Origin of the sequence: Aliiruegeria lutimaris, from assembly GCF_900099935.1 — a bacterium.
Lineage (GTDB): Bacteria > Pseudomonadota > Alphaproteobacteria > Rhodobacterales > Rhodobacteraceae > Tropicimonas > Tropicimonas lutimaris.
Window position 1 is genome coordinate 1 of sequence record NZ_FNEK01000036.1, and the last position, 17,776, is coordinate 17,776.

At 63.9% G+C, this 17,776-nt stretch carries 16 protein-coding genes, 1 pseudogene and 2 riboswitches; of the genes and pseudogenes, 10 read left to right on the forward strand and 7 right to left on the reverse strand.

What is annotated here, in order from left to right:
• The 7 genes and pseudogenes from BLR85_RS16425 to BLR85_RS16460 all read right to left on the reverse strand — a co-directional run.
• A pseudogene (locus BLR85_RS16425) lies at positions 1-263 on the reverse strand (IS110 family transposase); the annotation flags it as partial.
• A 135-nt stretch (positions 264-398) separates the two neighbouring features.
• Entirely contained in the window at positions 399-587 is a 189-nt protein-coding gene (locus BLR85_RS16430) for a hypothetical protein (protein WP_093158454.1), read from the reverse strand.
• Positions 584-943 (reverse strand): hypothetical protein, encoded by a 360-nt coding sequence (locus BLR85_RS16435; RefSeq protein WP_093158458.1) that lies wholly within the window; start codon positions 941-943, stop codon positions 584-586. Before BLR85_RS16435 ends, BLR85_RS16430 begins: the two co-directional genes overlap by 4 nt.
• Positions 944-1,334: 391 nt before the next feature.
• Positions 1,335-2,411, reverse strand: a complete 1,077-nt coding sequence (locus tag BLR85_RS16440) for a PLP-dependent cysteine synthase family protein (protein WP_093158464.1) — start codon at positions 2,409-2,411, stop codon at positions 1,335-1,337.
• Positions 2,412-2,963: 552 nt separating this feature from the next.
• Complete coding sequence (locus BLR85_RS16445) at positions 2,964-4,478, reverse strand: helicase RepA family protein (protein ID WP_093158469.1); 1,515 nt, start codon at positions 4,476-4,478, stop codon at positions 2,964-2,966.
• Positions 4,475-4,948, reverse strand: a complete 474-nt coding sequence (locus tag BLR85_RS16450) for a hypothetical protein (protein WP_093158474.1) — start codon at positions 4,946-4,948, stop codon at positions 4,475-4,477. The genes BLR85_RS16445 and BLR85_RS16450 overlap by 4 nt, the downstream gene beginning before the upstream one ends.
• A 752-nt stretch (positions 4,949-5,700) precedes the next feature.
• Entirely contained in the window at positions 5,701-6,834 is a 1,134-nt protein-coding gene (locus BLR85_RS16460) for a tyrosine-type recombinase/integrase (protein WP_093158484.1), read from the reverse strand.
• Positions 6,835-7,540: 706 nt separating this feature from the next.
• On the opposite strand from BLR85_RS16460, the gene BLR85_RS16465 reads away from it, so the two are divergent.
• The 10 genes from BLR85_RS16465 to BLR85_RS16510 all read left to right on the forward strand — a co-directional run bounded on the left by BLR85_RS16465 (position 7,541) and on the right by BLR85_RS16510 (position 17,724).
• The gene (locus BLR85_RS16465) at positions 7,541-9,208 is read left to right on the forward strand and encodes a putative transporter (protein WP_093158488.1); all 1,668 of its coding nucleotides are present in this window, start codon (positions 7,541-7,543) and stop codon (positions 9,206-9,208) included.
• Between the two features lie 94 nt (positions 9,209-9,302).
• Positions 9,303-9,513: riboswitch (cobalamin riboswitch) on the forward strand.
• A 43-nt stretch (positions 9,514-9,556) separates the two neighbouring features.
• Positions 9,557-10,261: a MotA/TolQ/ExbB proton channel family protein gene (locus BLR85_RS16470; protein WP_244520756.1), complete on the forward strand. Its 705-nt coding sequence runs from the start codon at positions 9,557-9,559 to the stop codon at positions 10,259-10,261.
• On the forward strand, positions 10,258-10,641 hold the full coding sequence (locus BLR85_RS16475) for an ExbD/TolR family protein (protein ID WP_093158497.1): 384 nt from the start codon (positions 10,258-10,260) through the stop codon (positions 10,639-10,641). The genes BLR85_RS16470 and BLR85_RS16475 overlap by 4 nt, the downstream gene beginning before the upstream one ends.
• 1 nt (position 10,642) lies before the next feature.
• Positions 10,643-11,035: an ExbD/TolR family protein gene (locus BLR85_RS16480; RefSeq protein ID WP_093158502.1), complete on the forward strand. Its 393-nt coding sequence runs from the start codon at positions 10,643-10,645 to the stop codon at positions 11,033-11,035.
• A complete protein-coding gene (locus BLR85_RS16485; RefSeq protein ID WP_093158507.1) occupies positions 11,032-12,069 on the forward strand; it encodes a TonB family protein in 1,038 nt (345 codons plus the stop codon). The genes BLR85_RS16480 and BLR85_RS16485 overlap by 4 nt, the downstream gene beginning before the upstream one ends.
• A 113-nt stretch (positions 12,070-12,182) precedes the next feature.
• Positions 12,183-12,389: riboswitch (cobalamin riboswitch) on the forward strand.
• A gap of 141 nt (positions 12,390-12,530) precedes the next feature.
• The gene (locus tag BLR85_RS16490; RefSeq protein WP_170844605.1) at positions 12,531-14,474 is read left to right on the forward strand and encodes a TonB-dependent receptor plug domain-containing protein; all 1,944 of its coding nucleotides are present in this window, start codon (positions 12,531-12,533) and stop codon (positions 14,472-14,474) included.
• Between the two features lie 13 nt (positions 14,475-14,487).
• Entirely contained in the window at positions 14,488-15,324 is an 837-nt protein-coding gene (locus BLR85_RS16495) for an ABC transporter substrate-binding protein (RefSeq protein ID WP_093158516.1), read from the forward strand.
• Positions 15,321-16,313: a FecCD family ABC transporter permease gene (locus BLR85_RS16500; RefSeq protein ID WP_093158520.1), complete on the forward strand. Its 993-nt coding sequence runs from the start codon at positions 15,321-15,323 to the stop codon at positions 16,311-16,313. The genes BLR85_RS16495 and BLR85_RS16500 overlap by 4 nt, the downstream gene beginning before the upstream one ends.
• Complete coding sequence (locus tag BLR85_RS16505) at positions 16,310-17,068, forward strand: ABC transporter ATP-binding protein (protein WP_093158525.1); 759 nt, start codon at positions 16,310-16,312, stop codon at positions 17,066-17,068. The genes BLR85_RS16500 and BLR85_RS16505 overlap by 4 nt, the downstream gene beginning before the upstream one ends.
• Positions 17,065-17,724, forward strand: coding sequence for an adenosylcobinamide amidohydrolase (locus tag BLR85_RS16510; RefSeq protein ID WP_093158530.1), 660 nt, complete (start codon positions 17,065-17,067; stop codon positions 17,722-17,724). The genes BLR85_RS16505 and BLR85_RS16510 overlap by 4 nt, the downstream gene beginning before the upstream one ends.
• Positions 17,725-17,776 lie beyond the last annotated feature (52 nt).

Here is a 17,776-nt window from a genome sequence, read left to right on the forward strand (position 1 = left end):
GTCTTGCCGTGCTTCACATAAGGTTTGACATAGGCCGCCGGCATGAGCCGAACATCATGGCCAAGCTTGCGCAGTTCGCGACCCCAGTGATGGGCTGAACCGCAAGCCTCCATTCCAACCACACAGCGTGGCAATGTCTCGAAGAAGGCGAGCAGCTTCGCGCGTTTGATTTTCTTGTTGATGATCTTACGCCCGGTAGCCGAAACGCAGTGCACCTGAAAAACGTCCTTGGCCAAATCCAGGCCCACCGTCTTTACTGTCATTGGATGGCTCCTTTCCTCGCAGTCGATGACAACTGCACTTTGGCACGTTCGATGCCGGTGGAGCAGGAGCCATCCACCTCATCCGCAATGCGCAGGAAGCTGAACTACTTCAGAACCAGCCGAGAACTGGGCAATCTACCCAGCTTCCCGATCAACCTTTCCCTGTCCCCACAGCAACCGCGAAACCTCCGGCACCTGCAGCGCCGGCCGATCCCGGTTCGCCTTCAATTTCTCGATTTCTTCCCGTAGCCGCTCCAGTTCCAGATACCCCTGCATGCCGCCCAGACGCTCGATGAGCGCCACGTAGGAGCGTGCTTCGCTCATGCTGATCTCACACCCCCCCGGCCGGCGGCGAGGATGGCCTCTCTGGCGGCCTGCACGGCCTCCTGTGGGGTGTTGAGATCTGAGGGGATTTCAATCCGCACGAAATCGGCGTTCTTCGGCGGCCGGATCCGGTCGATAACCCATGTAGCCACGTGAGGGTCGCCCTCGTCGAGAGCCCGATCGATGACATCGGCGGCCTTTCCGAGAAAATCTTCCAGCCGCTCGTTGGCGAGGTGGGCAGCACGCGCGTTCACGCCATTCGCCCCCGGGGGCCGTCCGGGCGACCGAGGGGGCCTATTGCCGGGCAGGAAGCGACCGTCGGGGCCGCGTTTGTCGTTGGTTGTATCGTTGGTCATAGCGTCGCCTTTGTCGCCATTATGTGTGCCGCAAAAGGGGCAGCAATACTGACATAATAGCGTGGTTAGGGGCGAGTGTCAGGGGGAGAATGAACCTTGGGAACCGGACCTTCGAGACACACAGGGCTAAGGTAGCTTGAGCGGACTTTCTGTCCTGATGCCCGTGCAGCGAATTTCGTCAAGGCTCATCGCGTAGTTCGGCGAACGAATTGCCGCGATGCTACAATTCCTCCCCAATCCGGTTGTTCAACGGGGTCAACCTGGCCTAGATCCAAACCGAACTTTCGCCGCACGGGCACCGACTGTCTCACAACCGGACATTTCCGCCATCGAAATAGATGTGTTCAGCCACACTTCCGACGGCGTTAACCTCGCCATCAGGGCAACGCTCTTAGTCCGCGGGCATTTGAGCAGTGGGGCTGGACATGGAAATTTCTATTTCCTCGTCCGTCATGTCCTCCTCGATCCCCTCAAAAAGAGGTGTCGACAGATATCGTTCGCCTGTGTCAGGCAACATGACGAGCATCACTGAACCTTCTGGCGCCTTCTCTGCGAGCTGCATCGCGACCGCAAAGGTCGAACCTCCTGAGATGCCCGTGAAGATGCCTTCCTTGGCGGCGAGGCGCCGGGACCACTCAATCCCATCGGCGCCGGGGATCGGGATGAGTTCGTCGTAGTAGGACTTGTCAATCGCCTCCTGCAGCACCCACGGAATGAAGTCCGGCGTCCATCCCTGGATCGGATGCGGCTCGAATTTTGGGTGGCTCTCGGTCGGCTGGTGCGCGTCATTGCGGGTGTTCACGTATCCTGAAGAGACTATGGCCGCGTTGGCTGGTTCGGTCAGGATGATCTTGGTCTCGGGCCGTTCTTTGCGAAGTACGCGGGCAACGCCTGAGACCGTGCCGCCCGTGCCGTAGCCCGTAATCCAGTAGTCGAGCCGTTCGCCCTCGAAGTCGCCAAGGATCTCTCGGGCGGTCGTAGCTTCATGAATGTCTGCATTGTCCTTCGTCTCGAACTGGCTGGCGAGGAACCAACCATTCTGCTCCGCGAGTTCCTTGGCCTTGTTGTACATACCGAAACCCTTCTGGGCCCTCGGCGTGAGAACGACTTTCGCACCGAGAAATCGCATTAGCTTCCGCCGCTCCACCGAGAAACTGTCTGCCATGGTCACGACAAGGGGATAGCCTTTGGCCGCGCAAACCATGGCGAGGCCGATACCGGTATTGCCCGATGTGGCCTCAACAACAGTCTGTCCGGGCTTCAGTCGTCCGTCTTGTTCGGCGGCCTCGATGATATTCAGGGCGAGGCGATCCTTCACCGATCCGGCCGGATTGAAGGCCTCGAACTTCACATAGACGGTAACTTGCTTAGGCGCGATGTTATTAATGCGTATGCACGGTGTATCGCCAACGGTGTCCAGAACGCTGTCGTAGCGGCGCGCGCGCCCTGAAGTCGTACGAATTGTCATGTGTCCCTCCCAGTTCTTTGTAATCGCACACCTGAGCAGCCTGCCACATATCGCAATCGATTTATATGCTGGCTGCGCTCGCCGCGACGCACCGGCAGGATCTCTGCTCGAACTGAATGTAGCCTTCTGCGTGCGCGCGCAGCGGAACCCTGAGGGGGCTCGTTTGGGTTCCTCGCCGCCGTTCGGCGCCAATTCTTAGACGTCCGGTCTGGGGCCGGTCTGTTTCCGCACCAGCGACGCGGTACTCGCGCCTCAGCGGCAGGAAAGCGCAGTCAGCCGGCCGCCGCGACGGTGTGATGGTTGTTGGTCTTGATGGCGTCGATGTGGGCGACACGTTGATTGGTGAAGGACTGGCGGCGCGGTTCATCTGCGGCAGGACGTGATGCCCGAGGTTGCCGAGGCCTTGGCGTGGGTGAAGTTGGGGACGGTTTTGACCCGGTTTAGGCCGATTAAGGTCAAACCAGTTCCGACGGGTCCGGCTTAAGTAGGGCGGGCCGGAAGGACGGTTTTGACCCGGTCTCCTTATAGGGACCGGTCAAACCGGTCCCGTCCCTACGAGCTGTCCCTTGGGTTCTTCGGGTTCCAAAGGAACTGATTATTCATGCACAAGAGACCTTTTTCGACCAGCCGGTTTACCGCTTCCCTGATCTTTCCCGCGCGTCGATCCTTTTCGCCATTCTCGGGCGGGTCCATCTTGCCCTTCGCCATTTCCCGGAGATCGGAAAATCCAACGATAGTGAAGCGCCCCGGTTCTGGCCATCCCTTCCCGGAAGGGTTCTTCTTTGCATCGGGCTCTGCCGCCAAGATCTGAAAACTCTCCATCACCACCTGCTGGTTACCACCGAGGCGCTTTTTCTTGCTGGCAGTTGCATTCGCGGTCTTTACTTCCTGCAAGTCGGCAGGGACCGCGACGACCGCCTTCACCACTTTTCCTTTCGGTGTCTGGCCGAGTTCGACGGCGGTGGTACGAAATGCAAACTGCTCTCCGTCCTCACCCTCCCGCTGCTTCGTTACAGTAATCGTGCGACCAGCTTCCCCGCGCTCGATCCTGATCTCAGTGTCCAGCGCGCCGAGCAGGCTGGAATGTCCGCGCATCCCTCTTGCCGCATCCTTGCCGGAATGATGAACGAGAACAACGCAGCAGCCCACCTGTTCGATCAATTCGACGATGTTATCTATCAGTGCCCCCATGTCTTCGGGGCTGTTCTCGTTTCCACCGTTAAAAGATCGGTTCAAAGTGTCGATCACGATCAGCCTGACTGGCTTTTCGACGTCTTTGGAAAGGACCTTTGCCAGTTCGCCAATCTTCTTGCGGTACTGATCGTTGCTCCTGAGGTCGATCGTAGTGTTGATCGTCGCGAAACTTTGTAGGTCATCGTCCGACAGGTCGAGCACTTTCTTCGCAGCCGCCACCCGGTTGGAAAACATCCTAGACCCTTCCAACGCCGCGTAGATCACCACGCCCGGCTCGACCATCTTACCGTTCCACTCGCGGCCTGCAGCGATGTGCAAGGCCATCGACAGCGTCGCCGCCGACTTGCCGGAGCCGGGCTCTCCGTAGGTGACGGAAAAGCCACTTTCCATAAGAACATCTTCGATCACCCAAATGTCCTCAAGAACCGCGTTAGCGGTCTCCGCGCCCCGTTTAACCTTGAGAAGGCCAATTGCACTGCCTACTAGAAAAACCTCGCCGGACGCGATGGCCTCCTGCCGGGCAGCATTCAGGTCACGTTCTAGAGCGGCTTCGTTTGCCGAGTTCAGCGCTAGCTCCGTGTTACTCGGGTTGTGGAGATACTTAACCGGCTTTTCGTCTGGGATTGACTTGGTTGGGACAGGAACGATGAGCGATCCGGCGGGATCCCAACGAGCGTCCAAACCTTTCTTTTCCAGTTCGATGGTAATACGGGCTCGCCAATTCTCATCTGGATGATCATAAGCGGTACCCGCTTCCTCCGCGATTTTCGTTACAGTCGCTTTCACGTAGTCACGGTCAAATAGCCCAGAAGCTGTTGGGTGCTCTCCTCTCATCTGCCTTTCGAGCCGGACGAATGGATTTTCTGTCGTCATCCCACCGTCCTCCGGACCTTGACGCCCGGCAAGAGGTTTTCGGCGACCCAAGCGCCGATACCCTCCAATCCGTGCTTGCGTCGGCACTCGTCGGAAATAACAGCAACCCGGGCTGTTTCATCTTTCCAACCGCGCAGGCGACCATTCTTACTCAACTTGGGCTTGGCGGTTGATCGCACTAGTACAAGGTCGGGCAGCACCCTGCCCGCACCGATCTTCCCACCGCATCGCAAACACTTACAGGTTCCCTTAGTCATTTCGTCGAGCAAGGTACCCGCTGCGGGGTGACCGGCGTGCAGAGCCTCGTGCCAACTTGTAAACGTTGCGACGGTCGTGCCGCCCGACTTCGAGGCTTTCGGATCGTTCTGGAATATCTGACGGCGCAGCGAACCCAGTTCCGCCTCATTCAGATCTGGGTGGACCGAGACTTTCGCGCCGGGCTTGTTGAAAAGGTCTTCTATGTATTTCATTGGATCTCTCCAGTTGCTGGAGATCGCCGGGATGGGTATCCTTTTCTTGCCGTTTCCTAACGGCACGTAGGTTGACTTGCTTGCTGCCCGAACGATCTCCGCCCCTCTCCGGTCCGTCGCCGGTGGAGGGGCGACTTCACTTCATCAAGCGGCGTCCGCTTTCTCCAAGGTGGCGATGGCGGCGTGCACATCGGCCTTCGTCCAGAAGCACGGGTCAGTCGCCTTGCTGCGACCGGGGCGGTGCTTGGGGGGAGCGAACGCCCCCTGTTGAACCCGTGCCCACCAGTGGGAACGGCCATAAGGGTACGGACCAGCATGATTGACGGTCGATACAAACTGGTTCGTGCGGAGAAGCTGACTGTCGTCGAGGGCGTCAAACTCTGCCTGCGTCAGCGGCTGAGGCTTCTTTCTCATCCCGGATGCGCCTCCTTGGGCGCTGGGGCATGGCTCTAGTGGTAGGGTGATCTGACACGTCGCGATCCGGCCATGCCCTCGGTCGAGGGATGCGTCTTGCCAGATCACCGCGACCTGAGAGCTGGTTCACTGCTACCCGCCAATGGCTGCTTCGGGGCGCGTTGCTACAGTTCATCGTCAGTGATACCGCTCTGCTCCCCCGGTTTTGTTGGCTTTCGCCTCACACGCTCCGAGCGTCTGCGGATTTCCATGGACGATAACAAAGGCAACGGGGGATGGAAACAGCATATTTTCACACAACAAAAAGCCGCCCTGAAGGGCAGCTCTTGGCGTTCGGGTCAGCCCGGGATCTGCACCACGTTGGCCCCGGCCTGTCCGGTGACGAAATCAGCCCAGCGGTGCATCAGGGCGCGGCGGCGCTCGAAGGCCGAGGAGCGGGCATAAGCCTGCTGGGCCTTCGATCCGACCGCGTGGGCCAGAACCATCTCGGCGACGTAGCCGTCCGCCCCGTTGTCGATGCTCCAGTCCCGGAAAGAACTCCTGAAGCCGTGCGGCACGAAAGGCTGCCCGCGCCGCCGGAGGACTGCCGTCAGAGTCATGTCCGACATCACCTTGCCGCCCTGACCGGGGAAAAGGAGGCCGTCTTCCCGGACAAGTTCCAAGGCCGCCAGTGCAAGTGGCACACGAAACTCCTGTGCCTTCGTCTTCCGTGCCTTCATCAGTTCGGCGGGAACGGTCCAGACATCGTCCTCAATCTGGTCGGCGTGGGCGTGGCGGACCGGCGTCGATCTGGAGGCTGTCAAGATCAGGAACTTCAGCGCTCGATCACCCGCCTTGTCGCCGAGGCTGGCGAAGAACTCCGGCAGATCCTGCCACGGCATCGCCGGGTGGTGCGTCACCCTGTGGCCTTGATCGCCGAGCATCACCTTGGCCCGGTCGATTACGCGCGGATCGACGTCGTATCCCGCAGCTTCTGCATGGCGCAGGGCTTGGCCAAGCCTCTGGATCGCCTTCTCGCTGGCGCTGGTCTTGGTCCGCCAGACGGGCCGGAGCGTCTCGGCAACGTCGGCCTGCGTGATGCTCTCGACGTCTCGGTGGCCGAGCTTCGGCAGGACGTGGACCTTGAGGGGCGACATCCAGCGCCCGGCCGTGCCGTCTCCCTTCAGCCCAGCCTTGCGAGCCTCGAAGGTCAAGTCGATCACATCGGCGAGGGTGAGCCTGCCACGAGCCTCGCGCGCTTCGGTGGGGTCCGATCCCGCAGCCACCAAGGCGGCGGCTTCGTCGCGCTTCTGGCGCGCCTTCAAGAGGCTGACTGCGGGATAGCTGCCGAGGCTCATGCGCTGCCGCCTCCCGTGCAGCGAGTAGCGCCACATCCAGAGTTTGGCGTCGCCCCTGACACGCAGATAGAGGCCGCGCCCGTCCATGTGCTCACCATCCTTCAGGCGGCGGATCTTGGGGTCGGTCAGATTCATTGCGTTTTCCTTTCCATGAGGAGGCCAAAAAGGAGGCCAATCCGCACCCAATCCGTAGTTGTCCACGGTATTTCATGGTGGTCGACGGAAGGCCAGAAGATCCTTGTATCATTGGCATTATGACGATGTTTTTCTGGGGGATCGCCGGAGACCTATGGTGCGTCTCGACCGCACCAATCATCCGAAAAACAACAGGTCTTCTCTGTTCCTTCAACGAAGGAGGAGACTGTTTATCTTGGATGCACCAGCACCTGGGCACTCATGAAACGAAACAAATCATAGTCAGCTGAAGTCGCCGTCCCGACCGGATGTCGAGCGATTATTGGCGAGAGAGAGCGTACGCGCTCCACGGACACAGGCCGCATGGACGCTCCGGTCAAGTGAATGACCGTGATGGGGCTACCGAGGTGCGGCGCGGGCAAGAACTACCCGTTTTGAAGGTGGCAAGAGCGGAAAAGAGCGTGCGTTCAGTTGAGATCGCCGCGAAGTCCCCCCGTGGACCTTCCTGTCTCCGACAGCAGCATTTCTCCATGAATCGACGTCTCGGCAGGAAGCGTTTTCCGAACCGCTTCGCTGTGTAGGCACTCGGCCAGCTTCTGCCTCCCCCTCCGACCTGTTATCTCTTCATCGTGGCCCTGCCGCAGGGAAAGGCATAAAGAGAATGCGGCGGATCCCTCGCCGGACAAGAGTATCAAAGGACAACCAAATGTCATTGATCCCAAGCCTCAACGAAGTGGCTTTGACGGTGATTGCGATCTCCATCGCTGCGTCGCTCGGGCTCCTGCTCGGGCGACAGAGTTTTCGCGGTGTTGGGCTCGGTATCGGGGGCGTGCTGTTCGCGGGCATCGCGGTTGGTGATCTCGCAACTCGCGGCGGCCTGCATTTCAGTGACGAGATGATGGAATTCATCCGGGAGTTCGGCCTGATCCTCTTCGTCTTCACTATCGGCATCCAGGTCGGCCCCGGCTTCTTCGCCTCCCTGCGCAAGAGCGGGCTGCAGCTCAACATCGCCGCGGCCTGCATCGTCATTCTCGGCGTTGCGGTCACGGTGGCGATCCATTTTGCATTTGGCGTGCCGGTCCCTGCCCTCGTGGGTGTCATGTCGGGTGCCGTGACCAATACACCGGGCCTTGGCGCCGCGACCCAGGCGTTGAACGATCTCGGCGCGGGGGTCGAAGCCGAGGCGATGCCATCGCTCGGCTATGCGGTCGCCTACCCGTTCGGCATCGTCGGCATCCTGCTGACCATGTTGTTGATCCGTTTCGTGACCCGTGTCGACATCAAGGCCGAGGAAGAAGCCTACGAGACCGCGATCCGCAAGGGCGCGAGCGCCCTGCCCTCGCTCAATGTCGTGATCCGCAACGCCAATCTGGACGGGCTTCGCTTGGGCGAGGTGCCGGGCCTCTTCGACGAGGGCGTCGTTGCCTCCCGCATGAAGAAGGACGGAGAGTTGATCCTGCCCCGGCGCGACACGCTGGTTCAGACAGGCGACATGCTCCACCTCGTGGGCACGAGCGAAAAACTCAACGCGATGCGGATCGTGCTCGGCGAAGCGACGGATGCCGAGTTGACGACCAAGGGAACGCGACTGAGCTGGGCCCGGATGGTCGTCACCGAACGCAAGGTGATCGGTCACCGGCTGCGCTCTCTCGGCATCACGGAAAGCCATGGCGCCACGATTTCGCGCATCATGCGGGCGGGAGTGGAGATCCCGGTGCAGGCCGACAGCACGCTGGAATTCGGCGACATCCTGACCGTTGTCGGCAGCGCGGAGGCCATCACCGAAACCCGCGCCATGCTGGGTGACCAGTCAAAGCGGCTCGACGAGGTGGACTTTCCGGGCCTCTTCGTCGGCATGGCGCTCGGCGTCCTGCTAGGTTCGATTCCATTGGCGATGCCCGGCCTTCCGGCGCCGCTTAAGCTCGGACTGGCGGGCGGTCCGCTCATCGTGGCGATCCTGCTCGGCCGGCTCGGCCATTGGGGACCGTTCATGTGGTTCATGCCGCCGGTCGCCAACCATGCCCTGCGCGAGTTCGGAATCATCCTGTTCCTTGCCGTGGTCGGGATCAAGGCCGGCAGCCGGTTCCTGGACACGCTCCTGAACGGGGACGGGCTGGCCTGGGTTGCCTATGGCGCGTTGATCACGCTGATCCCGCTGCTGGTGGTCGGCTTCGTGGCGCGCGTTGTCTTCCGGTTCAACTACCTGTCGCTTTGCGGCGTTCTCTCCGGCTCGATGACCGATCCGCCCGCACTTGCCTTTGCCAATGCCCAAAGCCCGGCTTCGGCGGCCTCCATTGCCTATGCTACGGTCTACCCGCTGGTCATGGGGCTGAGGATCTTCGCGCCGCAACTAATCGTCTTGTTGCTCTTATAGCGACTGAGGAGCTGCAAAACGCGCCCAATCCGGCGGTTGCGCGGCAGGTACCAGCCTCTGGCAACGCGAGTCTCTGGAAACTGGCGGCGGCATTTGATAGGGGCGACGGGATGGTTTCCCGCCGGCCCCGGTCGGGATCGGGATGAAAAGGGAACTCGGTGCGGCGCCTCTGGTGCCCAATCCGGGACTGCCTCCGCAACTGTAGGCGGAAAACGGCGCCGAAATTGCCACTGCGGAGCCCCGCGGGAATGCCGGTGCCGATACCCTCCGCGAGTCAGGAGACCTGCCATCGGGTTGTAACCCTAACCCGGGGCGGGGCGCCTCGGCCGGAGCTCTGACGACATGGACATGGACAACACCCAATTCGGTTTCTCTGCCCGCGAGGCGGCGGCAGGCCTCGGCAACCTGCTCGACAAGGGCGGCATCGCGATCTGGGTGATCGCAGCGCTCTCGGTGGTGGCGCTGACGCTGGTATTCTGGAAGATCTGGCATTTTTTGCGCGACGGCACCTTCTTTGGCGGCCGCCACACAGGCGAGGCTGCGCTGCTGTGGCAGCGCGGCGAGCAGGAGGCGGCGCTGGCGATGGTCGAGGGACGAAACTCCCTGCGGGCGCGGCTGGCGCTCGCGGCGATGCAGGCCCTGCGCGACCCCAAGCTCGGCATCGCCGCCGCGGAGACAGAGACGAGCCGCGTCGCGCGCGGCCTGCTCAGCGAAGCCCGCTCCGGGCTGCGCGCGTTGGAGCTGATTGCAACCATTGCGCCGCTGCTGGGCCTGCTGGGCACGGTGCTCGGCATGATCGCGGCCTTCCAATCCTTGCAACAGGCCGGCAGCCGGGCCGATCCGGCCATCCTCGCGGGCGGGATCTGGGAGGCGCTGCTGACGACGGCGGCCGGCATGGCGGTGGCGATCGTCGCCTCGGTCTGCCTTGCCTGGTTCGAAAGTGTGCTGGAGCGGCTGCGCCACGATATGGAGGATATCGCGACGGTCATTTTCCTTCGGGCTGGCAGTGACAAGACCCCGCCAGCGGAGGACCGCGTGGAGGCCGCCGAATGAGCTTTTCCTTCGGACCGCCCACCCGCCCACGGCGTCCCAATCTCACGCCGATGATCGATGTCGTCTTCTTGCTGCTGGTCTTCTTCATGCTGGCCTCGCGCTTCGGCACCGACATGATCCTGCCGCTGGAGCTGGCCGGCAGCGGAGCGGGTGGCTATTCAGGCCCGCCCCGGCTGGTCGATATCCGGCCGGACGGGCTGGAGCTCAACGGTGTGCCGGTTGCCGAGGCGGAACTTGCATCCCGGCTTTCGACACTGGCCAGCACCCCGCAGGACGCGATCGTTCTGCGGGCACAGGACGGCGCGGAGCTACAACGGGTCATCGACGCGATAGAACTGCTGCGGGCCGGCGGTTTCGAGCGCTTCGTGATGGTCGAGTAGGATGCGGATCCCGGAACCGCCACAGCGGCCGCATTTCGAAAGCATCCTGCCGATGATCAACGTGGTGTTCCTGCTGCTGATCTTCTTCATGCTGGTGGCACAGCTGACGCCGCCCGATCCGCTCGACGTGACCGTGCCGGAGGCCGCGGAATCCGATCCGGCGGACACCGCGCTTGTGCTTTTCCTCTCTGCCGATAGTCAGCTCGCCTTCCGCGACAGGATGGGGGAAGACGCACTGGCAGCCCTGGCGGACGCCCTGAAGGCGGAGGACGCGCCGCGCGACCTGCTGCTGCGCGCCGACCGCGCGGTGCCCGGCGCCACCGTCGCGGCGCTGCTTCCCAGGCTGCGCGCCCTCGGCGTACAGGATCTCTCGCTGGTCACGGTGGCGAAATGAGCCGCTGGCTGGAATTGCCGGCCTTCCTCGGCATGGCGCTCCTCGTGCACCTGCTGCCATTCGGTTTCGGCCGGGAGGGTGGCGACGCGGGCACCGGTGGCGATGGTGGCGCTTCCATCATTGCCATGCAGGCCGCTTCGTCAGACCTCACCGCCCTGGTCGCGGCCTGGGACAAACCGCCGGAGCTAACCACCCCCACGCAGGCAACCCGGCCGGAGCCCCCCCCTTCGAGCCTGCCCGCCAACATACCGTTTGAAACGGTGCCTCCTGCCCAAGGCACTCCGCCCCCGCCGGCCCCGACGCCCGCCGCCGCCGGGGCGTATCCGCGCCAGCCGGCCGGCCCTGCGCCTCTTCCGCCCGCGCCGTCTCTTCCGGTGCTGTCGGAGGTGCAAAACCTGTCGGAAGCGTCGCCCATCCGCCTTGCCGAAACCGTCCCGAATTCGGCCCCCGACACGCCCCGACCGGCAGCTCTTTCGTCCAGCCCGCCACCGGAAACAGCCTTTGCCGCGCCGCAACCGCCAGAGCGCATGACGCCCCCCGAAACCGGGACCGTCCTTGAGGCGTCTCCGCGTCCGATGGCGCGCCCACAAAATACCGTGCCCACCACCCAGCAAACGAGATCGCCTGCTACGCCCCCGAAGCCCGCCGTAACGCCTTCCCCTGCCACGCGTGCCGCCGGAAGCGGGGCAGGCAACGCAGCGGGCGCTGCGAAATCCCCCGGCACTGGCGACCTGTCCGAAGCGAAGGCCCGCAACCTCGTGGCCCGCTGGGGCGGCGGGATCCGTGCCCGTATCGCCCGTAATAAACGATATCCCACCGCGGCTGGCCGGGCAGCGGGCACAGCAACCGTTGCGCTGAGCGTCGGGCGGGATGGACGATTGCAGAGCGTGCGGATCGCCCGCAGTTCCGGCAACGCGATCCTCGACGCTGCCGCGCTCGATGCTGTCCGCCGGGCCGCCCCCTTCGCGCCTGCTCCCCGAGGCCTCGCGGATCAGCGATACAGCTTCACGGTTCCGCTTCGCTTCACCCGCTGAAACTCTGCATTCCAACGCTGGTACGTCATGCCGCCTACTTGTTGCGAGTCGACCACAGGGCGGCCTACTCTCCACATTCCACACAGAACCTGCTTGGCCCCTGCAGGGAATCTGCACAGAAGGGGCGCTCTGGTTCGGGTGGCCTCGCTGCCCGGCAAAAGGGAACGTGGTACGGCGCCACTCGCGCGTCAAATCCGCGACTGCCCCCGCAACTGTAGGTGGAGAGCGGCGCCGACGGGCCACTGTGGATATTCCGCGGGAAGGCCGGCGACCCGCTAGGACCCACGAGTCAGGAGACCTGCCAGAGCAGCCAACCCGGTTCCCGCGCGGGGCGCGTGGAGAGCGGCGGACCCTTTCCGTTGTGGTGGCGTTGCAGCCGTCCGCGGCCGGGGGACCCCGACCAAAGACATTTCTTGATATGACGCGGCCACGAATACGTGGCCTGTCGCATGGGGTATGAAATGAAGACTTCCCTTCTCGCCTTTGGCGCCACTCTCCTGGCCGCCGGATCCGCCTTCGCCCAGGATAGCGAACCGTTCCAACTCGACGAGATTATCGTCGGCGCCGGCCTGACGCCGGTCGAAGCCTCCCGCTATGGCCGCGCCGTCAGCGTGGTCACCGCCGAGGACCTCGAAGAACGCCAGATCCGCCACGTAGCCCAGGCACTGCGTGCCCTGCCCGGCGTTTCGGTCAGCCCCTCCGGTGGCCCGGCCTCCAGCACGGTGGTGCGGATGCGCGGAACCGAGAGCAATCATTCGCTGGTGCTGGTCGACGGCATCGATGTTTCCGACCCGACCACCGGCGCCTTCGATTTCGGCGACATGCTGGCCGACGACATCGAACGGATCGAAGTGCTGCGCGGCCCGCAATCCTCCATCTATGGCTCCAATGCGATCGGCGGCGTGATCAATATCGTCACCCGCAAGGCGACCGAACCCGGCTTCCACGGATCGGCCAATGCCGAACTTGGCACCGAGCAGACCGCCGGCGGCGGGATGGCGCTTCGCTACAGCGACGAGCGTACCCGCCTGTCCTTCTCGGCCGCGCGCCGGGTCAGCGAGGGCTATGACGTCTCCGGCAGCGATGGCGAGCGGGATGGCTATGCCAAGACCGCGCTCAACGCACGCGGCGAGTTCGACCTGAACGACATGGCCATGATCGGCTTCTCCCTGCGCCACACCGAGAACAGCTCCGAATACGATGCGTTCAACTGGGGTGCGGCGAGCCGCGAAGACCTTGTGACCGATGCCGATTACGAGGCAGACAGCACCGACACTTTCGGCTCCGTCTTCGCCACGCTGGACGCCTGGGACGGCCGCTTCCGCAGCGAGATCACCTATAGCCGGGGCAAGCTGGACAGCCAGGATTGGCTCGATGGCGATGCGACCGCCGATTACACCACCACCCGCACGCGGCTGAGCTATCGCGGCAGCGTCTCGCTCGATGGCGCCGAGGTGCAAAGCTCGGCGCAGGTGGCCAGCTTGCTGATCGAACGCAAGGAAGAGACCTTCGAGAATAACGATGCCGACCTCGTCTATGACGACGCGATGCTGGGCGAGCGTTCACGCGAGTTGATCGGCTACGTGCTGGAATATCGCGGTAGCTTCCTCGATGATGCGCTGACGGTGCAAGCCACCGGGCGCTACGACGACAATGACGCGTTCGAAGACGCCAGCACCTGGTCGCTGGGCCTCTCCTACGCCCTGCCCAACGGGCTGACCCGGCTGCACGCCTCCGCCGGCACCGGTGTTCAGAACCCGACCATGTACGAGCAGTTCGGCTATAACCCCGGCATGTGGATCGGCAACGAAGCCTTGGAGCCGGAGAAGAGCCGCGGCTGGGATGTCGGAATCGAACAGCGTTTCCTGAACGATGCGCTGGTGGTCGACCTCACCTATTTCCGCTCCGAGGTCACCGACGAGATTTCCACCGCCTATGACGTCGCCACCGGGATTTCGACCGCCTATAACGAGGACGGCACGAGCGACCGCAAAGGAGTCGAACTCTCGGCGGATTACACCTTCGGCAACGGTTTCACCCTTGGCGGCGATTTCACTTGGCTCGACGCGACAGACCCCGATGGCGGCATTGAAGTGCGCCGGCCGGAGCGCGAATTGGCGCTGCGAGCAAGCTACCTGCTGCCCAATGATCAGACGCTGCTCGGCGCGGATCTGCGGCATGTCTCGGGGCTCTGGGACTTCGACTACACCACGCCTTCCTTCGGCGAAGACCGCGTGAAGCTGGACGATTTCACCGTGGTGAACGTGACCGCCCAACACCGGTTCAACGACCGCGTGACCCTGACCGCGCGGATCGACAACCTGTTGGACGAGGAATACGAGGAAATCTACGGCTATGCAGCACCGGGCCGAAAGTTCTATGCCGGTCTGAAAGCCAGCTTCTGAGCTCACCCTGACAATGCGCCACCCGTTTCTCATCGCCATCTGTCTTGGCCTCGCCCTTCTCGGGGCCGGGGATGGACAGGCCGCGCCGGAACGGGTGGTGTCAATCAACCTCTGCACGGACCAGCTTGCGCTGATGCTCGCCGCGCCCGGGCAGCTCGCGTCTGTCTCCCGCCTGTCGCAGGATGCACGCAGCTCTTCCATGGCGGAGCTTGCCCGAACGCTTCCGGCAAACAGCGTCCGCGCCGAGGAAGTGTTTCTCTACAATCCCGATCTCGTGCTTGCCGGAACCTTTACCGATCTGGCAACCCTGTCTATGCTGCGCCGCCTCGGCGTCCGGGTGGAGGTCATCGCGCCGGCCTATTCGCTGGAAGATGTCCGTACGAAGGTAACGCAGATGGGCGGCCTGCTTGGCCGTGAAGCGGAAGCGGCGGCGCTGGTGGCGGAGTTCGACAAGGGCCTTGCCGCGCTGGAACAACCAAACGGGAAGCGTCCGCGCGCCGCGATCTACGAGGCGCGAGGCTACAGCGCCGGCCCCGACAGCCTGTCGGGCGCGATCCTCGCAGCGGCCGGGTTCGACAACGTGGCGACCGAAACGGGCCTCACCGTCGGCGGCGTGATTGCGCTGGAGCGGCTGGTAATGCTGGAACCGGAGCTGGTGGTGCTGCCGACGACGTGGCCCGGCGCCTCCCGCGCTGAGGAGATCCTGCAACACAGCGCCCTGCGGGAATTGCAACGGCAAGCTGGCACTGCCCCGCTGACCGACCGCGACTGGATCTGTGGTACGCCGCATGTTCTGCGCGCCATAGGCGGGCTTGCGCAGCCGCGGACGCAACTTGGCGGTGCCGAATGACCGGGTATCGCGGCCTCATCATCGGGCTGTCCGCGCTTGTTACGGCGCTGTTTCTGACCTCGCTTCTCGTCGGACCGGCGGGGCTTTCGCCCCTGCGCAGCCTCAACGCGCTGATCTTTGGCGCGGACGGGCCGATCACCCTCGTGATGCGCGAAATTCGCCTGCCGCGCGCCATCCTGGGCGTCATGGTCGGCGGCGCGCTCGGGCTGGCGGGGGCCGCGATGCAGGGCTACCTGCGCAACCCGCTGGCCGAACCCGGCCTGCTCGGCGTCAGCGGATCCGCTGCGCTTGGCGCGGTGCTGTCCATCCAGACCGGGATTGTCGCGGGGTTTGCCCTCGCCCTGCCGCTGGCCGCGCTCGGCGGGGCGGCGCTCTCCGTGGGCCTGCTCCTGCTGCTCGCGGGACCACGCGGCGGCTCGCTCTCGCTGATCCTCGCCGGCATCGCGCTCTCCGCACTTGCCGGAGCCTTGACCTCTCTGGTGCTGAATCTCTCGCCCAACCCATTCGCAGCAGCGGAAATCGTCTTCTGGATGCTCGGCTCGCTCGCCGACCGATCCTTCCTCCATGTCGCGCTGGCACTGCCCTTCATGGCCTTGGGCGCCGCGCTGCTTCTTCCGCTCGGGCGCGGGCTGGACACGCTCACGCTGGGCGAGGATGCCGCCGAAGCGCTCGGCACCCGGCTCGGCCGGCTGCGGCTGATGCTGGTCGCCGGGGTCGCTGCCCTTGTCGGCGCGGCGACGGCCGTGGCCGGGTCCGTCGGTTTCGTCGGTCTCGTCGTCCCGCACCTTCTGCGCGGCGCGGTCGGTGCACGGCCCTCCCGCCTGCTGCTGGCATCGGCACTCGGTGGCGCAGCCATGGTGCTGGCCGCCGACATCGCCGTGCGACTGCTCGTGCCGGAACGCGACCTGAAACTGGGCGTCCTGACCGCCATCGTCGGCGCGCCGCTCTTCCTGCATCTCGTCTACCGGACCCGGCGGGGGGAGCTATGAGCCTGATGTCCCTCGATCGACTGACGGTAAGGCGCGGCGGCTGCCCGGTGGTCGACGCCGTCTCGCTGCAGGTGGAGCCGGGCGAGGTCGTTGGACTCATCGGGCCGAACGGCGCGGGCAAGACATCGCTGATGCGCGCCGCCCTCGGGCTGCTGCCACATGAAGGCCATGCGTCGCTCGCAAAAATGGTGCCCGCCGCACGCGCCAAACATGCCGCCTGGCTGCCGCAGGGTCGGGAAATCGCCTGGCCCGTGTCGGTGGAAACCCTCGTCGCCCTTGGCCGGGTGCCCCATGATGCCCGGGGTGGGCCCGCCGACGGGGAGGCGATAGACCGCGCGCTCAAGCGCATGAACCTCGCCAGCTTCCGCAACCGCACCGCCACCCAACTTTCCGGCGGCGAGCAGGCGCGGGTTCTTCTGGCGCGGGCGCTGGCACAGGAAACACCCCTGTTGCTGGCCGACGAGCCCATCGCCGGACTCGACCCCGCCCATCAGATCGCCACGATGGAGACATTCAACATGCTGGCCGCCGAGGGCCGAAGCGTGGTCGTTTCCCTGCACGATCTGGGGCTGGCGGCGCGGTTCTGCACTCGGCTGGCGATGATGCAATCCGGACGCCTCGTCGCCGAGGGCCGGCCCGCCGACGTTCTCTCGGCAGACCGTCTTGCAACGGTCTTCGGCATCACCGCCTGGCGGCAGGAGACGGAAGCGGGGCTGATGCTGCAGCCGCTCGCCCAGTCAGGAGAGCGCAGATGAAGGTCCGCCACGAGGCGCCATGGCTGATCGCCGACCTCGACGGCCCGCGCAGGGTGTTGAGCTGGGCGATAAACCGCCCCGGTTTCGTCACCGCCGAGAGGATCGTCTTCCGAGAGGTCCGCAACAAGGACCTGCCGGAAGGGCGCGATCCGGTAGTGTGGCTGGCGCAGACCCTTGAAGCCGCTGGCCTGGCGGATGCACCCGCGTTGCTGACTTCCCGGAATGTCGCGTCCTTCGAATTGCATTGCACGGCGCTGGAGGGCGTCACGGTTCATTGCCTGGCCACGGTCGGCCTTTCCAATGCCGAGCGCGTCGGCTACCGGCAGCGCTTCGATCCCGCCAGCTTCGGCACGATCAACATCGCGGTTGATTGCTCCGCCGGTCTGACCGAAGCCGCCCAGATCGAAGCGCTAACCATCGCCACGCAAGCCCGCACGGCGGCGGTGATCGACGCCGGAATGCAATTGCCCGAGGGCCCGGCGACCGGCACCGGAACCGACTGCATCGCCGTTGCGACCCCACCGGGCGAGATCGGTTTCGCCGGGCTGCACACCGCGATTGGCGAAGCCGTCGGCCGGGCCGTCTATGACGCGGTTTTCGCCGGTGCGCGGAACTGGATCGCCACCCGTCCGGACCTTTTGCCCGAACCCGACTGACAAGAGCCTCGCGGGAGAACCCGGCTCCCACACCACGGAGCAGGGCCACGCG